General features: G+C 59.6%; 13 protein-coding genes. 8 read left to right on the forward strand and 5 right to left on the reverse strand.

Annotated features, from left to right (window positions below; translation table 11 throughout):
• Positions 1-4 precede the first annotated feature (4 nt).
• Entirely contained in the window at positions 5-1,291 is a 1,287-nt protein-coding gene (locus GH659_RS05205; RefSeq protein WP_170285827.1) for a type II toxin-antitoxin system HipA family toxin, read from the forward strand.
• A 3-nt stretch (positions 1,292-1,294) separates the two neighbouring features.
• Complete coding sequence (locus GH659_RS05210; protein WP_153109829.1) at positions 1,295-1,582, forward strand: helix-turn-helix domain-containing protein; 288 nt, start codon at positions 1,295-1,297, stop codon at positions 1,580-1,582.
• Here GH659_RS05210 and GH659_RS05215 read toward each other — a convergent pair.
• A complete protein-coding gene (locus GH659_RS05215) occupies positions 1,579-1,983 on the reverse strand; it encodes a hypothetical protein (protein ID WP_153109831.1) in 405 nt (134 codons plus the stop codon). The genes GH659_RS05210 and GH659_RS05215 overlap by 4 nt on opposite strands.
• Positions 1,984-2,526: 543 nt before the next feature.
• On the opposite strand from GH659_RS05215, the gene urtA reads away from it, so the two are divergent.
• Together urtA and mqo are read left to right on the forward strand one after the other, a co-directional pair.
• Positions 2,527-3,798, forward strand: a complete 1,272-nt coding sequence (urtA, locus tag GH659_RS05220; protein ID WP_153109833.1) for an urea ABC transporter substrate-binding protein — start codon at positions 2,527-2,529, stop codon at positions 3,796-3,798.
• 218 nt (positions 3,799-4,016) lie between these two features.
• Positions 4,017-5,519 carry a malate dehydrogenase (quinone) gene (mqo, locus tag GH659_RS05225; protein ID WP_153109837.1) on the forward strand — a complete coding sequence of 501 codons (1,503 nt, stop codon included), beginning with the start codon at positions 4,017-4,019 and terminating at the stop codon, positions 5,517-5,519.
• Between the two features lie 81 nt (positions 5,520-5,600).
• Here mqo and GH659_RS05230 read toward each other — a convergent pair whose 3' ends face one another.
• The 4 genes from GH659_RS05230 to GH659_RS05245 form a co-directional block, all read right to left on the reverse strand.
• The gene (locus tag GH659_RS05230; RefSeq protein ID WP_153109839.1) at positions 5,601-6,542 is read right to left on the reverse strand and encodes a helix-turn-helix domain-containing protein; all 942 of its coding nucleotides are present in this window, start codon (positions 6,540-6,542) and stop codon (positions 5,601-5,603) included.
• Between the two features lie 111 nt (positions 6,543-6,653).
• Positions 6,654-7,439 (reverse strand): peptidylprolyl isomerase, encoded by a 786-nt coding sequence (locus GH659_RS05235; protein ID WP_153109841.1) that lies wholly within the window; start codon positions 7,437-7,439, stop codon positions 6,654-6,656.
• 91 nt (positions 7,440-7,530) lie between these two features.
• Complete coding sequence (locus tag GH659_RS05240; RefSeq protein ID WP_211364113.1) at positions 7,531-9,522, reverse strand: tannase/feruloyl esterase family alpha/beta hydrolase; 1,992 nt, start codon at positions 9,520-9,522, stop codon at positions 7,531-7,533.
• 168 nt (positions 9,523-9,690) lie between these two features.
• The gene (locus GH659_RS05245) at positions 9,691-12,363 is read right to left on the reverse strand and encodes a chemotaxis protein CheW (RefSeq protein WP_153109843.1); all 2,673 of its coding nucleotides are present in this window, start codon (positions 12,361-12,363) and stop codon (positions 9,691-9,693) included.
• A gap of 248 nt (positions 12,364-12,611) precedes the next feature.
• Between GH659_RS05245 and GH659_RS05250 the strand changes: the two genes are divergently transcribed.
• The 4 genes from GH659_RS05250 to urtD all read left to right on the forward strand — a co-directional run bounded on the left by GH659_RS05250 (position 12,612) and on the right by urtD (position 16,685).
• Complete coding sequence (locus tag GH659_RS05250) at positions 12,612-12,779, forward strand: hypothetical protein (RefSeq protein ID WP_153109845.1); 168 nt, start codon at positions 12,612-12,614, stop codon at positions 12,777-12,779.
• A gap of 365 nt (positions 12,780-13,144) precedes the next feature.
• Complete coding sequence (urtB, locus tag GH659_RS05255; protein WP_153109847.1) at positions 13,145-14,722, forward strand: urea ABC transporter permease subunit UrtB; 1,578 nt, start codon at positions 13,145-13,147, stop codon at positions 14,720-14,722.
• 8 nt (positions 14,723-14,730) lie between these two features.
• On the forward strand, positions 14,731-15,852 hold the full coding sequence (urtC, locus tag GH659_RS05260) for an urea ABC transporter permease subunit UrtC (protein WP_153109849.1): 1,122 nt from the start codon (positions 14,731-14,733) through the stop codon (positions 15,850-15,852).
• Between the two features lie 14 nt (positions 15,853-15,866).
• Positions 15,867-16,685, forward strand: coding sequence for an urea ABC transporter ATP-binding protein UrtD (gene urtD / locus GH659_RS05265; protein WP_425499980.1), 819 nt, complete (start codon positions 15,867-15,869; stop codon positions 16,683-16,685).
• Positions 16,686-16,767 lie beyond the last annotated feature (82 nt).

Here is a 16,767-nt window from a genome sequence, read left to right on the forward strand (position 1 = left end):
CATCATGCGTTCGATCATCGAAATTCATCAAAACGGAAACTGGATACCAGCGGCGGAGTTCGTACCGGCTGGCGCTCGATATTGCGGGACGTTCGGCTATTTGCCTGACTATGTATTCGGCGATGCGCCGACGCCGATCTCGTTTGCGCAGCCCGTTTCAATGGAGTACTACGGGATTGATATCGACAAGGGATACCAGCCGCTCCCGGCCTTCCTGCTCGACCTCGTCCCGCAGGGGCGCGGGCGGACGTACCTGGCCCGCGAACTCGGAATTGCCGATGGCGACGATGCCGATCTGCTTCTGGCGCAACACGGCGCGTTCAATCCGATTGGCAACCTTCGGCTGAATACCGCCGTCGAATTCTACGAATCACACAAAAAAGAGCATCCGGAAGGCAATCCGCCGGGCTACGCAATTGAGGACATCGCCGCGCGGCAGTCCGCCTTTCTCGAACACATCTGGCTCCATGCCATGCTCACCGCCGGCACAACCGGCGTTCAGGGCGCCGCCCCCAAATTCCTGCTCACGCAAAACCACGACGGACTCTGGTTTGCCGACGCCGCATTGCCCGATGCCGACCAAGCAAGGCATTGGCTCGTAAAACTGCCGCGCGGTTCCCACGAAACGGATTACGCGGTGCTGCGCAATGAAGCCGCCTACCTCCGCGTCGCGCAACACTGTGGATTGCGTGTCGCTGGCGAGCCGATGCTCCTGCGCGACATGCTGTTCGCGCCGCGCTTCGACCGTGCCGTCGATCAGGCCGGGCTGCATCGCCTGTCTCAGGAAACCCTCGCCTCGCTGGCCGGAATTCGCGCCTTTGGCGTTCCTGTACCGCTCTTCGAACTCGTCCGGGCATTTCAGCCCCATGTGGACGACCCCGTTGGCGAAATCGTCGAGTTCATTCGGCGCGACATTCTGAACATGGCCATGCGCAACACCGACAACCATGCGCGCAACACGTCCGTCCAACGCCTGCCGGACGGCAGGGTTCAACTCACTCCGGTCTACGATTTCGCGCCCATGTACCTCGACCGGGAATTCGTCGTGCGCGGCTGCAAATGGCGGCACGAACGGCACCATGGCCGCGAACTCGTTGAATGGAACGACATCGTCGACCTCTTGACGCTTTCGGAAGATGACAAGGAAAGCGTACGCGCCGGCCTTCGCTATTTCGCCAAAACCGTCGCAACGCTCCCCGCCATCATGCAAGACTGCGGCGTCGACGACTTCGTGATCGACGACTGCAAACCGACGATTGCCGAGCAGGCCGAACGCCTGAACAGGGTGTAAGCCATGGACAAACGCCGCAAGCACATCGACCCGGACGCCGAAAGGCAACTTCGCGAACAGTTCTTCGCCGACATCCGGGCCGGCCAACTCTCCCTCCCGGACGCCATCAAGACCATGCGCCGGATCAGCCGCCTCACCCAGCCAGAATTTGCCAGACACCGCGGCATCAGCCTCGGCGCGCTCAAGCAACTCGAAGCGGGCAAAGGCAACCCGAAGATCGAGACACTGCAGAAACTCGGCGAGATTTTCGGGCTTGAAGTCGGCTTTGTCTTGAGGCAGCGGACCGATTAGACCGCACTTCGCGCCGTAGCCAAATAGTTACGCAGAGGAATGCTCGTTTGGTAAATTGCCTCCTGAATTAGGAGATGAGCAGGCCATATAACAATCTGTTGGTTGAACCACGCAAGATCTTCGTCAGAAACGCCGCTGATCTCCCGACCAAGAACCTTTCGGTCAAGAGATTCAATGAATATGGTTGGAATAACCTCCTGGCGTTCAGAGTCTTTTTCGAGAACCGTGACAGGAAAATCCCTGCCGAAACCACGCACATGAACTGAATGGACTGCGAAATCACGTATTTTTTTGAAGATTGCGACAAGCGGATGAAAATCGAGCGCTTCCTTAAAGCGGCTGCGCTCCCATTGCTTTGAAAGTCCTGCAGCCTTTAAGTCAGCAGGCAATAGGTCGAACATTGACCGAAATTCAGATAACGCACCTCGAAAGTACCAGCGAGCGACTTCTGAATTGCCCTCTCGTGCATGGGAGTCAATTAAGCGTGCGAAATAAAGCCCTGGACGTAGTCGCCAGAAATGACCTGAATGTTCGAAAGAGGCATGGTGCAGTCTTACTTCTAACTATTAAGGAACCCCCCTAAAAGATGGAAAAGGAGGCTGTCTTGTTGAAATTTCATAAAAAACATTGAGCCCCCCAAAAACTAGGCATCCTAATGCTTTCGTGACATCGTCATTCGATTGCAATCAACAAAAACGTTGGATCGCACTCGTAAGCACAGCAGGTCAAGCACCGTAGCATACGAAGGGGCGAGGTTTATGTCCAGAATGCGGACGCTGCGCTTTTTCCATCGCAAGCCACTTCCTTCGACCTTCCCCACTACGCAATCTGACGTATTCCCGCATCAATCAGGCTTCCTTAATCTGGCATGGCGCTGTGGTGAATGCCGCAGCAATCGGTAACCCAAAGACCTGCCACGATTTTCATTTCAAGGAGCCTCCACGATGACATCCCGCCGTTCCTTCATCAAAGCCAGCGTGCTTGCCGCATCGCTTGCCACCATGGGACTGACGTCCCTTTCCGCTTTCGCCGCCGATACGATCAAGGTCGGCATCCTGCATTCGCTTTCCGGCACGATGGCGATTTCCGAAACGGCGCTGAAAGAAACGGCGCTGATGACCATCGACGAAATCAACAAGGCCGGCGGTGTCATGGGCAAGAAGCTGGAACCGGTCGTCGTCGATCCGGCCTCCAATTGGCCACTGTTCGCCGAAAAGGCCCGCCAGCTGCTGACCAAGGACAAGGTCGCCGTCACCTTCGGCTGCTGGACTTCGGTTTCCCGCAAGTCCGTGCTGCCGGTTTACAAGGAATTGAACGGCCTGCTCTTCTACCCGGTGCAGTACGAAGGCGAAGAGCTGGAGAAAAACGTCTTCTACACCGGTGCCGCGCCTAACCAGCAGGCCATCCCGGCGGTGGAATACCTGATGAGCAAGGACGGCGGCGAAGCCAAGCGCTTCGTGCTGCTCGGCACCGACTACGTCTATCCGCGCACCACCAACAAGATCCTGCGCGCTTTCCTCAAGTCCAAGGGCGTGGCTGACGCGGACATCATGGAAGAGTACACGCCGTTCGGCCACAGCGATTACCAGACGATCATCGCCAAGATCAAGAAATTCGCTGGCGAAGGCAAGAAAACCGCTGTCGTGTCGACCATCAACGGCGACTCCAACGTGCCGTTCTACAAGGAGCTCGGGAATGCGGGCCTGAAGGCCACCGATGTGCCGGTCGTCGCCTTCTCGGTCGGAGAAGAAGAACTGCGCGGCGTCGATACCAAGCCGCTGGTCGGCCACTTGGCTGCATGGAACTATTTCCAGTCGCTGAAGAACGCCGAGAACACCAAGTTCATCAAGATGTACAAGGACTGGGCGGCCAAGCAGAAGCTGCCGAACGCCAAGACCGTCGTAACCAACGACCCGATGGAAGCGACCTACATCGGCATCCATATGTGGAAGCAGGCCGTCGAGAAGGCCAAGTCGACCGACACCGACAAGGTCATCGCCGCCATGGCCGGCCAGACCTTCAAGGCGCCGAGCGGCATCCTCTCGAAGATGGACGAGAAGAATCACCACCTGCACAAGTCGGTATTCATCGGCGAAGTGAAGGGCGACGGTCAGTTCAACGTCGTCTGGAAGACGCCCGGCCCGGTCAAGGCCCAGCCGTGGAGCCCGTACATTCCGGGCAACGACAAGAAGAAGGACGAGCCGGAAGGCAAATAATCCTTGCGGAAGTGCTGATAAAACCAGAAATTGTCATTCCGGCGGAAGCCGGAATCCAGGAAAAGCACTGAACTGGACCTCGGCCTTCGCCGGGGTGACGAGCAAATCTGCGTTTGCTCAATTTCTCAACACGCAACGGGAGCTTCGGCTCCCGTTTTTCCATTGGAGAACTTTCTCCCTGTGATGAGAGTCGTATGCACCATTCAAAAGGAGGTGCAATGTCGACAAAGGCAATGGACGAACATGTCGATGTAGTGATGATTGGCGGCGGGATCGCCAGTGCGACGATGGCCGGGTTGATGAACGAGTTGATGCCCGACGTTTCCATCCGCGTTTTCGAACGCCTCGGCGACACGGCCATCGAGGCCAGCCAGGTGATGAACAACGCCGGGACCGGCCACGCCGCGAACTGCGAGTTGAACTACACGCCGGAAAAGCCGGATGGCTCGGTCGATATCTCCAAGGCGTTGGCGATCAACGAATCGTTCGAAATTTCGCTCCAGTTCTGGGCGCGTCTGGTCGAAGCCGGACGTTTGCCCGATCCGACCGCGTTCCTGAACCCCGTCCCCCATATCAGCTTCGTCGAAGGCGAAAACGACGTCCGCTTCCTGCGCGCGCGCTACGAGCGCATGTCGGCGCACCCGATGTTTGCTGACATGGAATACACGACGGACCGCGGCCAGCTCGCCGAATGGGCGCCGCTGGTCATGGAAGGACGCGCCAGCAGCGACACGGTGGCCGCCACCCGCGTGCGTCGCGGTACCGACCTCGACTTCGGCATTCTGGCCGGGCTTCTTTTCGACGGCCTCAAGAACCGCAGCAACTTCGCTCTGCATCTCAACCATCACGTGCACGGACTCAAGCGCGAGAAAGGCCACGGCAAGGGCTGGCGTGTTTTCGTCAAGAACCAGCTGACCGGGGAAACGAGCGAGGTTCGAACACGCATCGTGATCGTCGGCGCCGGTGGCGGCGCGTTATTGTTGTTGCAGAAGGCCGGTATCCCCGAGGCCAAAGGCTACGGCGGCTTCCCGGTCAGCGGCCAGTGGCTGCTGTGCCAGAACCCCGAAGTCATCGCCCGGCATCGGGCCAAGGTTTATGGCAAGGCGCCGGTCGGCGCGCCGCCGATGTCGGTCCCCCATCTCGATACCCGTATCTGGAACGGCCAAAGCGGTCTCCTCTTCGGCCCCTTTGCCGGCTTCACCACCAAATATCTCAAGGAAGGCTCGTACCTCGACCTCCCCCGCTCGTTGCGCCTCGACAACCTGAAGCCGATGCTGGCCGTCGCCCGCGACAACTGGGATCTGACCCGCTACCTGTTCGGACAGGTCGTCCAGTCGCCGGAGCAACGATTGGCCGACCTGCAAAAATACATGCCGGGCGCACGCCTTGAGGACTGGAAGTTGCAAAGCGCCGGCAAGCGCGTGCAGATCGTCAAGCGCGACGCGCTGCGCGGCGGGAGACTGGAATTCGGCACCGAAATCGTTGCCTCGGACGACAACACGCTCGTTTCCATGCTCGGCGCTTCTCCCGGCGCGTCAACTGCCGCCGCGACGATGCTCGGCACGATCTTCCGCTGCTTCCCCGACCGGGCCGCGACGCCCGAATTCCAGGCCAACCTGCAACGCATGCTTCCCTCCTACGGCCACCGCCTGACGGAAGAACCTGAGACGATGCGCAGAACCCGCGACCGCGTTAACACCATCCTCGGGCTGGAAGAGTAACAATCATCGCCAAGCAATGGGCGGCCCGCAAAGGCGGCCCATTGCCTGCTGACTTCCAGTATTCCCCCCTTGATTCGACGGCTACTTCTGAAATTGAATCGCGCCTTGTGGGAAAACATCCTCAGGTGACTCTTCGCAACAATTCCTGCGACGCAACGACGATGGATTGACGCCCGTATGCTGGCGAAACACTCGCGAAAAATGGGTATGGCTATAGAAGCCCAGGTCCAGCGCAATATCTGCCAAGGTGCGGGACGATAGAGTCAATTGCTTCCGGGCGGCTTCTATGCGGCGTTGCAGGATGTATCGGTGAGGTGGCGTACCGAACGATGCCGTGAAGCAACGCGCAAAATGATGGGGACTCAGTCCCACTTCTTCAGCCATCACGGTAACGCTCAGTTCGTCCCCCAGATGCGCCTCGATGTAATCAATCATGCGTTGCCGGTTAACCGGGGAAAGCCCGCCTGACGGTTGGCCATAGTCCTTCCGGTGGCCGTGTTCCCGGCCCAGATAGGCGATCAGCGCACACGACAGACTCTCCGCATAGAGCGGTCCTTCAGGCGCGCCGCGTTGTGCTTCGCTGAGCAATTCGTGCATGAACCATTCGATTTTTGGGTCAAAAAACTCAAATGTTGTGGCCACATCGAAATCGGAGACACCTTTGACCAGACGCTCCACGATCGACGGCGTGAATTTGACGCCGGCGGTCAAACCCGGCGTTCCATCCCATCGGGCCCATTCCCGCTGATAGTCGTGCCCTTTCAGCTCGATGCCGCCGGGCTTGGTTTCGAGATTGATGATATTGGTGTTGTAGCGGTAGCAACGCTGGCTATGGCCGCTCAACACGAGGAAAAGCATCGGGTCCACGGCGTGCGAGGCACCGCGTTCCTCGTTGGAGGGGAGCGGATAAATATTGAGAGGAAGCCCGCCCCAATTGGCCGGCAGGATCAGTAACGGTGCTTGTTTTTCGTCTTTCGCCACAGCGGAAGCGGTGGCGATCTCGGTTGATTCCTTGACTGTCATGGCGCCTCCCCTGATGAGTGACCAACAGTTCTTTGTAATAAGTGCCAACTCGCGAACCGCCCTCCCGATTGCCGCAAGACAGCGGGCCGGAGTTGGCTGCGCGAACGCCGACTATTCTATCTTGGCCTTGGCTCGAAGCTCGTCGAGCATTTTGCTGACGAGCTGACCTTGTGCCTGCTGAACCAGGCGCGGTTTGAGTTCATCGAACGAAGGCGGCGCCACTGGCCGGGAGTCTTCCAGCTTGATGACGTGGAGGCCGAATGGCGTCTTGACGGGCGTTTCGGTGTATTTGCCTTTGCCCAGATGGGTCATCGCGTTGGCAAACGGTTCGGCGTACCTTTCAGGGCGTGACCAGCCCAGATCGCCGCCGTTTACCTTCGAGGCCGGATCGATCGATTGGGAGGCCAGCGTCTCGAACTTGGCGCCTTTTTTCAGTTTCGCAATGATGGCCTTGGCGTCCTCTTCGCTCTTGAGCAAGATGTGGCGCGCCCGGTATTCGGTACCGCTCTGATTCGCCTTGATGACGTCGTAGGTCGATTTCAGCTGGGCGTCGGTGATCGGGTTTTTCTTGAGATAGTCCTGCAGATAGATGCCGATGATGACGGCCTGCTTCGCCGCCTCGACCTGTGCCGTTACCTCGGTCCGTTTGTCGGTCCCCGCCTTCTGCGCCGCTTGCATGAGCAGTTCCCGACGGATCAGCTCCTCGCGCACGCTCGCCTGCAATTCCGGCGTATCGGGAACGCCTCTGGCTTTCTGTTCGGAGATAAATGCATCGGCCGTGGTTTGCGCGACGCTTTTTCCATTGACGGTGACAAACGCCTTGCCGGCGGCGATTGCGGGCGTTGTTGCAATCAATCCGCCAAGCAGCAATGCCGTAACGTTGAGAAATCGCTGCATGGTTCGTAATTCCTGTTTTGCGTGGCCAATCGTAACGGTGCCGGTCCTTGGCGAACCGGCACCGCAAGTGGTTTTATTGCTGGTCGAAGCCTTACTTACACGTGTAGCTGGCGGCGGCTTTCACGTTGCCGGTGCCGTTGTAAGTGGCTTTTAGCGGATAGACGCAGATCGGCATGCTGATCGAGCTGTCGGCCGAGCTAACTTCGATCCGGTCTGGAGCGGTACCGCTTTCGACCCAGTTCATCATCGCCGTGAACAATTCGTCGCGGCCTGCCGAAGGTTGCGGCAGCGGCACCTTGTTCTTGACCGGGTATTCCGCGCTCGGATCGATCTGGCCGCTACGCGAGAAGGTCGAATCGTGTGCGTAACCGGGGATCATGTAGAGGCGGTTGAACTTTTGCAACTCCGCTTTCCCGCCCATGTAACCGGCCACCCGTTCCCAGTAGTTGATCGAACCGGCCGGGGCGATGACTTCGTCGTTCCAGCCGTGGTAGTGCAGAATCTTGCGATTACTGTCACGCGCGGCGCTCAGATCAGGGTCGTCGGTATTGGCCTGGCTGAAGTACAGGTCGTTCATCGCCAGCGCCTTGTCGTAGGCGTAGGCGAAGCTTGCGTAGTTCAACTCCAGGAACTTGCTTTGACCATTACCGGTTGCATTGGTGAAGTTTGTCCAGCCATAGGCCGGGTTCTCCATCACGAGTGCGAGATAGTCGGTGGCCAGCGTCGCGGGCGAGTTGTCCGGCTTGAACACGGCGAGTTGCGGACCGCTCGGTACCGTCCCGCCTTCCTTGATGCCGGTCAGGTTCGTACCGCGCGTGATGCCGTACCACAACTGGCCTTTGTCGGCGGCCAGGGCGGTCGCCATGCCGTTACCGTAGGTGGTGGGATCGGGAACGCTGCCGTCGCGGGTCCAGCCGTACCAGATCTTGTTGTAGGCGTTGGCTTCGGCCAGGGTGACGCACTTGCCGGTGTCGCTATTGGTGCCAGTGACGCCGTTGCCCGCCACGCCGTTACACAACGCCGCCGCATCCTTGGTCGGGTCGTACTTGCACGACAGCGGGTCGATGACGAGATCAATGCCGGTGCCGGAGCACGCCTTCACGGCTTGGGCGCTGATGAAGTTGGATTTTGCGGCAGGGAAAATCGTGCTGCCAAATTCCACGTTCGCCACAACTTGCGGCCAGAGATGTTCCAGCTGCATCTTGCTCTGGTTGATGGCCGGCGCGCCGATCAGGTAGCCGTCGAAATCGGTCGGATATTTCTGGACGAGCTTGTAGCCCTGGCGTCCGCCCATCGACTGGCCGTCCCAGTAGGCGTATTTCTGCTCTTTGCCGTAATACGCCTTGGTCAGCGCCTTGGTCGTGATTGCCTGCACATGCATGCTGCGTTCGGAATAGTCTTTCCAGAGGACGGTGTTGGGAGTGCCGTCGACCTTCATTGCCCAGGTCAGCGTTCCACCCGTGAAGTTGCCCAGCGAGCCGCCGACGTGACCGGCATCGGAGTGGCTGACGACATAGCCTTTGCCGGCGGCGGCTACGTGGAAAGAATTGCCTTCACCACGGTTCGGCCCGAGTTTGGTGATATCGGTATGGAAACCGCCACCGGCACCGCCGGTCCCGTAAGCGCGAATGCGCTCGTTCCAGGCCGATTTTTCCGGTAGCCAGACTTCGATGCCTATGCCTTGCGACCATGAGGGCGCGGTAGTCGGTTCCGATGTCAAGCCGGGACCGACCACGAGCTTGACCAGACACATGTCGGCCGGCGCCGTCAGCGGCGTAACTCCGGAGGCGAGCGACGAGTTGGGCAGCACCAGCTCGTCGCCCTTCTTGAACTGCTTGACCAGCAACACCTTCGTGTCGCCGCCAAGCGCGGAGGCGTCTTGCGTAAAGCTGGTCTTGAGACTGTCGTCGCAGCTGAGTGTCGTTGTGGCAGTCGTCGTCGTTGCATCATCATCGTCACCGCCGCTGCAGGCGGAAAGCAATGCCGTAGCGCCGAGCACGCCGCACAGCGCCATCAGGCGCAAGCTCGTTTTCAGCCGAAAACGCCCCTCGGTGACTTCGTCCCTGTCGAATGGTTGAAACATGGTTGATCCTCCTTTTTTGATTGGACGGTCATTCATCGATAACCGTGAAAAGGAGAATAACGATCAGCCAAATTCCACGCTCCCACGAAACGGACGTCGAACTGCTACAAAAACGCCGTATGGGTACCGAGTCGAATTACCGGGTGAGCTAACGGAATCGAGTTGGCGTCAGAGCGCCAGCGCTGTCTCCGACAAACAATGCTCGGCCCCCCGAAGCGCCGACCGGGACGCCAACATCGCCCCTTCGCCCTGAGTCTTGTCAGGAATGGTCGGCACCAGCCGGGCAGCGATCCGATCGACGCCGAGAACGACGAGCAGGGTTTCCTTCTCGGGAACGTCGGTCATTACGATGGAATCGGCCAGCAGGTTTCCCCCGGCCAAAAGGTCGGGCAGTGCTTGCAGCCGGCTCGCGCAGACTTCCGGAATCTCGCCGAGCCCATCGACCAGGATGCCGAAATGGGAGTTTTCGCCTTTCTTGAGTACGACGACCTGCGAATCAACGCCGGAGCATGGCGGACCGGCATCGACAATACGCCGGATGTCGAAAACAGGGATCGGCACGCCGCCGTACATCAGATACCCGGCAAAATCGCTGCCAGCCCCCGGCACGCCGGTCATGCCGCCGAAATCGACGGCCTCGGCAATCTGGCTCGAACGCAGACCGAACCACTTGTTTCCGACCAGAAAGGTAGCGATTTCAACGGTTTCGCTGTCGACGGCGCGATCGGAGCGAACAACGGGTGGCTTGATTTCGGCCGATGAGCGGGCTTCAACCGACTGGCACAGCGGAACGAAAATCAACGCCAGCACATCATTGACGTAGGCGTCCCCTTCCCCCTTGTACTCCCGGTAGCCCGAAGACATGCGCGCACCGACGGCGTAGCAGGAATTCCCCAGCTGGACGATGCCCGCCCTGCCCTCGCCTTTGGCCAAGCTGAAAAAGGACGCTTCGAGCGGCAAACGGTCGCCCGGCTTCCGCTCGGGATCGGTGGTGGCGATGATTCGCCCGTTGCCTTCAACAAAGGCGGCAAATGCGCCTTTGGTCACCTCGCCCGCCTCGTTGCGCGGCAGCGCATCACGGAGCATGGCAACGAATTGCGGTTCTGAATCAAAGACGATGCCAACGCCACCGACAATCCGGTTCTCGCCGGGCGCGCTAATCGCGGCTCCGTAAACGTAGGTGTGACGGTTGCGATATAGCGGCGTCGCGGAAAAACTCGAAACGGCGTAGCCCTGCGAATCAGGCAGGGTCAGCACATTGCGCACCCATTCTTCCTGAATCACCTTGCCGACCAGCCCGGATTCGTCCGGCTGGGAGACGGCGACGACGCGGCCTTGGCTGTCGAAAACGATCAGGTTCGAGTAGACCGTATAGAGGCTATTGATCGTCTGCAGTATGGAGGTCATACGCTCCAATGCGCTGGCGGAACGATCATTCGAGGCGAGAAGATCGCGGAAGTCCGAGGTCAGCGCCCACCAGCGGCAGTCGTTGGCCCGCTCGTAGAGGTTGCGATCCATGATGTCGACGGCCAGCGAGGCCAGAAAACGGCTGTCCTGCAGGATCGAAGACACGACGGTTTCGTGCAGATTGGCAATCGATCGGGCAAAGACATCCTTTGTCCGGCTACCGGTATTGCTGATTTCCCAGAGCAGTATTTTGGAAAACGACGGATTGAGCGCCCGTCTCGACGAGCTTTGGTGGACGTTGCCGTTCCACACCGAGCGGTTGAGATCGCGCTGGATGCGATTGGCCTGAAGCGGAATGTTGCGCAGCTCGTCACCGAACAGCGATGGGCTGTCCATGACCATGCGCAGAAGCGCCGCATCGATTTCCTTCAGCATTTCCGAGGAATCCTTGTTGAAGGCATGCTGGACGGGCAGCATCACGTGGCCCACCCATCCCGGCCCCAAGTAGCCCTGATACCCCTGCGTGGCGCAGCTTGTCGCAAGATACTCCCGTCCGGCAAAGCGGACCACCCGGTACTCGTCTCCCAGCACCGGATCGAGTCGCGCTCCGACTGGAATGTGGAAGGCGTCGGAACTGGCGATGACGGTTCCGTTCGCATCGAGCAGCGCGATCACGGACCAGTCGTCGGGAGCGCTCAGATTGCCGAAAATGCGCGCCATTTCGTTTTCGAAACGGAAACATAGGCAGAGCACTCCGGTTGGTTTCCCGTCACCATTCGTTACCCGGTAGGAATAGATCAGGGCGCGCTCGCAATCGGGCAATAAATCGATTTTTCCGAACGACTCGACGTAGGACGCCGTGGTTTCCAGCGATTCGGCTAACAGAGAATGATTTGTTCTGGAGACATCGACACGGCTATCCAGCCGCCCCAGCACGCTTCCCGATGTGTCGAGAAGAACAATGTCGAAATAAACCGAATACTTGGCCACGTACTCGGCGAAACGGGCGCGCAGGCATTCCCGCTCGGCGTCGAGGTCGATTCCGGCCGACGGATCGGCGGCTTTTTCATTACAAAGACCGATGAAGCGGCAGACATCCTCGTCCGTCGCCAGAAAGCCGATATCGGCCGTGCGTTCAAAGAGATTCCGGACAAGGATATCGATCGCCACCTGCGCTTTCGCGGCCATTTCCTGAACGCACTTGTTCAGCGTTTCGGCGCCGAGCTGGTTGAGCAGATTTCCGGTCAGTTGATTGAAGGCCTGACGCGTGCTGCTCATGTCGGTGCCGGTGCCGGACATCTGCCCGAGCAGGGTCAGGTTATCCCACACCGTCTGCAACCCCTGGAGTACCTCCCGATACTCCTCGACCGTATTCATGCAACGAATCACCCCGGCCAGTCTGGCATCAAGCTCGATATTCTTGTAACGCGCCATGCTTCATCCCCCTGATAGTTATGATGGACGGCGCCCGCTCAGAATCACGTCGACGTGCCGTTGCCATATGCACAAGATTTTGATTCCATGCAATTTTCATTCCGTTTTTGGCGCGCCCCGACGAACAAACCGTCGGCCAGGCATCGGTGCAAGGAATTACAAGCCGTAAGCGACTACAGCGTCCCGATTTTTTTCATCGCCTCTCGCGATTGACTCGCCGTACACAAGAGATTGGCACGGGAATTTGCATGCTTCCCTCCAATACGCCCACGCAATTTGTCGTCTTTCTTCCACCCAACACGACCGCAAGCTTCATCGCCGATTTCGGCATCCTGCTTTTCGACGGACTCAAGCGTGAGAGTGGTAGTGGTAACCAGCAGGGTTTAGTAAAAGACGGGAGTCAGGCCGCCCTGTAAAAATCAAGAGCTTTGCTCAGTGAACGATTTGTTGGATAACGTAAGCCGCAAGAACTGCCAGAAGCGCATAGGAGCCACAGGCCAGAGAAATATATTTGCTTAGACTGATATTCATTTGGACGATCTTTCTTCGAGTGGAGTGAAGGTAAATATGCTTTTAGTCTAAACAGATGATGTGAATTACACGTTACAGAGCCGTTTGGCATTTGATAAGCAGTCTCCTTCGTGACACCTGATGCCGGGCGCGTCATCTGGAAAAGCTGCTGCCGGAACGAAATTCCGCACTACGCAATTTGTCGTATTTCCTCCGTTGAACGCCGTCCGTAAGCTTCGCCTCAAGTATTCAAACTGCGGACGGACCGTTCATGTTCAAAACACTTCTCACCCTGCTTTTTGCCGTTTGCGCCCTGTCGGCGCAGGCAGCCCCCGATCCGGCACTGGTGCGCCAGCTGGCCGACGAGGATTCCAGCCAGAAAGTGGCGGCGATCCAGCAACTGACGCAGACCGCCGACCCGGACACGCTGCGCGTGCTCAAGGCGATGTCGGAAGACAGCCTGTATCTGGCGGGCGACAAGGTCGTCGTCATCGATGGCGACGCGGCTTTCGATGCCGCCTCCGGCGCCGCCATCAAGAAACCGGAGACGGCCGACGCGGTCACCGTCAACAACCGTCTGCGCGGCGAGCTGGCCAACGCGCTGGCGGCGCTCAAGCTGTTCGACGCCGATCCGGCCGTGCGCCTGGCCTCGGCGCAGAAACTGCAAAGCAGCGTCAGTCCGGCAATGGTGCCGCTGCTCGCCCGCGCCCTCGCGCAGGAAAGCGACGAGAAGATCAAATCGCTGCTGACGCTGGCCCATGCGCAAGCCAATCTCGGCAACAGAGACCCGGCCGCCCGGCTGGCCGCCGTGCGGGCGCTGGCCAAGACTTCCTCGCCGGCGATCAAAACGGCGCTGCTGCCGCTGACCGACAAGGCCAACGAGGCCGACAGCCGGGTGCGCTATGCGGCGATCTCGGCGGTCAAGGCCATTGACAGCAATCTGTCCCGCACAGAGAAGATCGGCCAGATATTTTCCGGCCTCTCGCTCGGCAGCATCCTGCTGCTCGGCGCGCTCGGGCTGGCGATTACCTACGGCGTCATGGGCATCATCAACATGGCGCACGGCGAATTGCTGATGGTCGGCGCCTATTCGGCCTACGCCATGCAGAGCCTCTTCCGCAGCTATTTCCCGGAAGCCATCGACTGGTATCTGCTGGCGGCCGTGCCGGTTGGCTTCTTCGCGGCAGCGCTGGTCGGCGTGGTCATGGAGCGCACCGTCATCCGCTGGCTCTACGGCCGTACGCTGGAAACGCTGCTCGCCACTTGGGGGCTGTCGCTGGTGATGATTCAGGGCGCACGTCTGCTGTTCGGCGCACAAAACGTCGAGGTCGCCAATCCGTCGTGGATGTCGAGCGGCATCGAACTGCTGCCGAATCTGGTCCTGCCCTGGAACCGGCTGATCATCATCGGTTTCGCGCTGTTCGTGCTGGCGCTCGTCTGGGTGCTGATGAACAAAACGCGGCTCGGCATGTTCGTCCGCGCCGTCACCCAGAACCGCCAGATGGCCGGCTGCGTCGGCGTGCCGACCTCGCGCATCGACACGCTGGCCTTCGCGCTCGGTGCCGGCATCGCCGGGCTGGGCGGCGTGGCGCTGTCGCAGATTTCCAACGTCGGCCCGGACATGGGTCAGGGCTACATCGTCGATGCCTTCATGGTCGTCGTGCTCGGCGGCGTCGGGCAACTGGCCGGTGCTGTCTGGGCCGCGCTCGGCCTCGGCGTCGTCACCAAGCTGCTTGAAGGCTGGGCCGGCGCCGTCATCGCCAAGATCGTCGCCCTCGTCTTCATCATCATCTTCATCCAGAAGCGTCCGCAGGGTCTGTTTGCCCTCAAGGGCCGCTTCGTCGAATGAGTCCAATCATGCATACGCCATTCACCCTGCGTTTTCTTTCCTCCATCGACCGCAAGAGCGGCATCGCGCTCGCCGTCTTTCTGGCCGTCGCCCTGCTCGCCGTGCCCCTGCTGCACAGCGCGTTTCCGCCGGAAAGCCTCTTCCACGTCTCGACTTACGCCATCACGCTCGTCGGCAAGATCATGTGCTACGCGATTGTGGCGATAGCGATGGATCTGATCTGGGGCTACGGTGGCATCCTGTCGCTCGGCCACGGGCTGTTTTTCGCGCTCGGCGGCTACACCTTCGGCATGTACCTGATGCGCCAGATCGGCCGCGACGGCAGCTACGGCGCCGACCTGCCCGACTTCATGGTCTTCCTCGACTGGAAGGAGCTGCCCTGGTACTGGCACGGCAGCGACAGCTTCCTGTGGGTGGCGCTGCTGGTCGTGCTGGTGCCGGCGCTGGTCGCCTGCATCTTCGGCTTCTTCGCCTTCCGCTCGCGCATCAAGGGCGTCTATTTCTCGATCATCACACAGGCGCTGACCTACGCCGCGATGCTGCTCTTCTTCCGCAACGAAACGGGCTTCGGCGGCAATAACGGCTTCACCGACTTCAAGCGCATCCTCGGCTACAGCATCACCGCGCCGGAAACGCGGCTGGTCCTGTTCGGCCTGACGGCGCTGCTGCTGGCCGCCACCTTCGTCTTTGCCAAATGGCTGGTCGGCTCGAAGTACGGCCGCGTGCTGACGGCGATCCGCGACGCCGAATCGCGCGTCATGTTCATCGGCTACAACCCGCTCTGGTTCAAGCTCTTCGTCTGGACCGTCTCGGCCGTCCTGTGCGGCATCGCCGGCGCGCTCTACGTGCCGCAGGTCGGCATCATCAACCCCTCCGAAATGGGCGTCGCCAACTCGATCGAAATCGCCATCTGGGTCGCCGTCGGCGGACGCGGCACGCTGATCGGGCCGATCATCGGCGCCTTTGTCGTCAATCTGGCCAAGAGCTGGTTCACCGTTTCGTTCCCCGAATACTGGCTGTTCTTTCTCGGGCTGCTGTTCATCGTCGTCACGCTACTGCTGCCGCAAGGGCTGATCGGCCTGTGGAAATCGCTACGTCAGGCACGCGCCGGCAAAGGAGGAAAAGCATGAGCACCCGCGAAGTGATGCGCAAAATTTTCGGCATCGAGGACGATGAAGATAACGGCTTCGGCTACCCGGACCGGCAAACCCGGCTCGATCTCTCGCACAACGTCATCCTGTACCTGGAAGACATTACCGTCAGCTTCGACGGCTTTCGGGCGCTCAACAAGCTGAATCTGGCCATCGACGCCGGCGAGCTGCGCTGCATCATCGGCCCGAACGGTGCCGGCAAAACGACGATGATGGACGTCATCACCGGCAAGACGCGCCCCGATTCCGGCCGCGCCTTCTTCGGCCAGACCATCGACCTGACGCGCCTGACCGAACCGCAGATCGCCCACACCGGCATCGGCCGCAAGTTCCAGAAACCGACGATCTTCGAGCAGCACAGCGCCTTCGAAAACCTCGAACTGGCGATGAAGACCGACAAGCGCGTCAGCAAAAGCCTGTTCGCCACCCTGCGCGACGAGCAGCGCGACCGCATCGCCGCCACCCTCACCCAGATCGGCCTCGGCCACGAAGCCGACCGCCCCGCCGGCCTGCTCTCGCACGGCCAGAAGCAATGGCTCGAAATCGGCATGCTGCTGATGCAGGAACCGCAACTGCTGCTGCTCGACGAACCGGTCGCCGGCATGACCGACGACGAGACGGTGAAGACGGCGGAGTTGTTTCTCTCGCTCGCCGGCAAGCACTCGCTCGTCGTCGTCGAACACGACATGAGCTTCATCGAACGCCTCGGCGGCAAGGTGACGGTGCTGCATGAAGGGTCGGTGTTGATGGAGGGGGATCTGGCGACGGTGCAGAATGATCAGCGGGTGATTGAAGTGTATTTGGGGCGCTGAGATGAGGGGTGTTACTGAACCGCTTTTTTCCGCGCCTGACGCGCGGGCATACTTTCTTTTGCTTCGCCAAAAGAAAGTAGCC

This window comes from Propionivibrio limicola (assembly GCF_009469695.1).
GTDB classification, from domain to species: domain Bacteria; phylum Pseudomonadota; class Gammaproteobacteria; order Burkholderiales; family Rhodocyclaceae; genus Propionivibrio; species Propionivibrio limicola.

Excerpts from the sequence above, each read along its gene's own strand:
- urtD (WP_425499980.1), top strand. The coding sequence starts at position 15,867 with ATGCGCAAAATTTTCGGCATCGAGGACGATGAAGATAACGGCTTCGGC.
- mqo (WP_153109837.1), top strand. The coding sequence starts at position 4,017 with ATGTCGACAAAGGCAATGGACGAACATGTCGATGTAGTGATGATTGGC.
- urtB (WP_153109847.1), top strand. The coding sequence starts at position 13,145 with ATGTTCAAAACACTTCTCACCCTGCTTTTTGCCGTTTGCGCCCTGTCG.
- GH659_RS05245 (WP_153109843.1), bottom strand. The coding sequence starts at position 12,363 with ATGGCGCGTTACAAGAATATCGAGCTTGATGCCAGACTGGCCGGGGTG.
- GH659_RS05235 (WP_153109841.1), bottom strand. The coding sequence starts at position 7,439 with ATGCAGCGATTTCTCAACGTTACGGCATTGCTGCTTGGCGGATTGATT.
- GH659_RS05215 (WP_153109831.1), bottom strand. The coding sequence starts at position 1,983 with ATGTTCGACCTATTGCCTGCTGACTTAAAGGCTGCAGGACTTTCAAAG.
- GH659_RS05230 (WP_153109839.1), bottom strand. The coding sequence starts at position 6,542 with ATGACAGTCAAGGAATCAACCGAGATCGCCACCGCTTCCGCTGTGGCG.
- urtC (WP_153109849.1), top strand. The coding sequence starts at position 14,731 with ATGCATACGCCATTCACCCTGCGTTTTCTTTCCTCCATCGACCGCAAG.
- urtA (WP_153109833.1), top strand. The coding sequence starts at position 2,527 with ATGACATCCCGCCGTTCCTTCATCAAAGCCAGCGTGCTTGCCGCATCG.
- GH659_RS05210 (WP_153109829.1), top strand. The coding sequence starts at position 1,295 with ATGGACAAACGCCGCAAGCACATCGACCCGGACGCCGAAAGGCAACTT.
- GH659_RS05205 (WP_170285827.1), top strand. The coding sequence starts at position 5 with ATGCGTTCGATCATCGAAATTCATCAAAACGGAAACTGGATACCAGCG.
- GH659_RS05240 (WP_211364113.1), bottom strand. The coding sequence starts at position 9,522 with ATGTTTCAACCATTCGACAGGGACGAAGTCACCGAGGGGCGTTTTCGG.
- GH659_RS05250 (WP_153109845.1), top strand. The coding sequence starts at position 12,612 with ATGCTTCCCTCCAATACGCCCACGCAATTTGTCGTCTTTCTTCCACCC.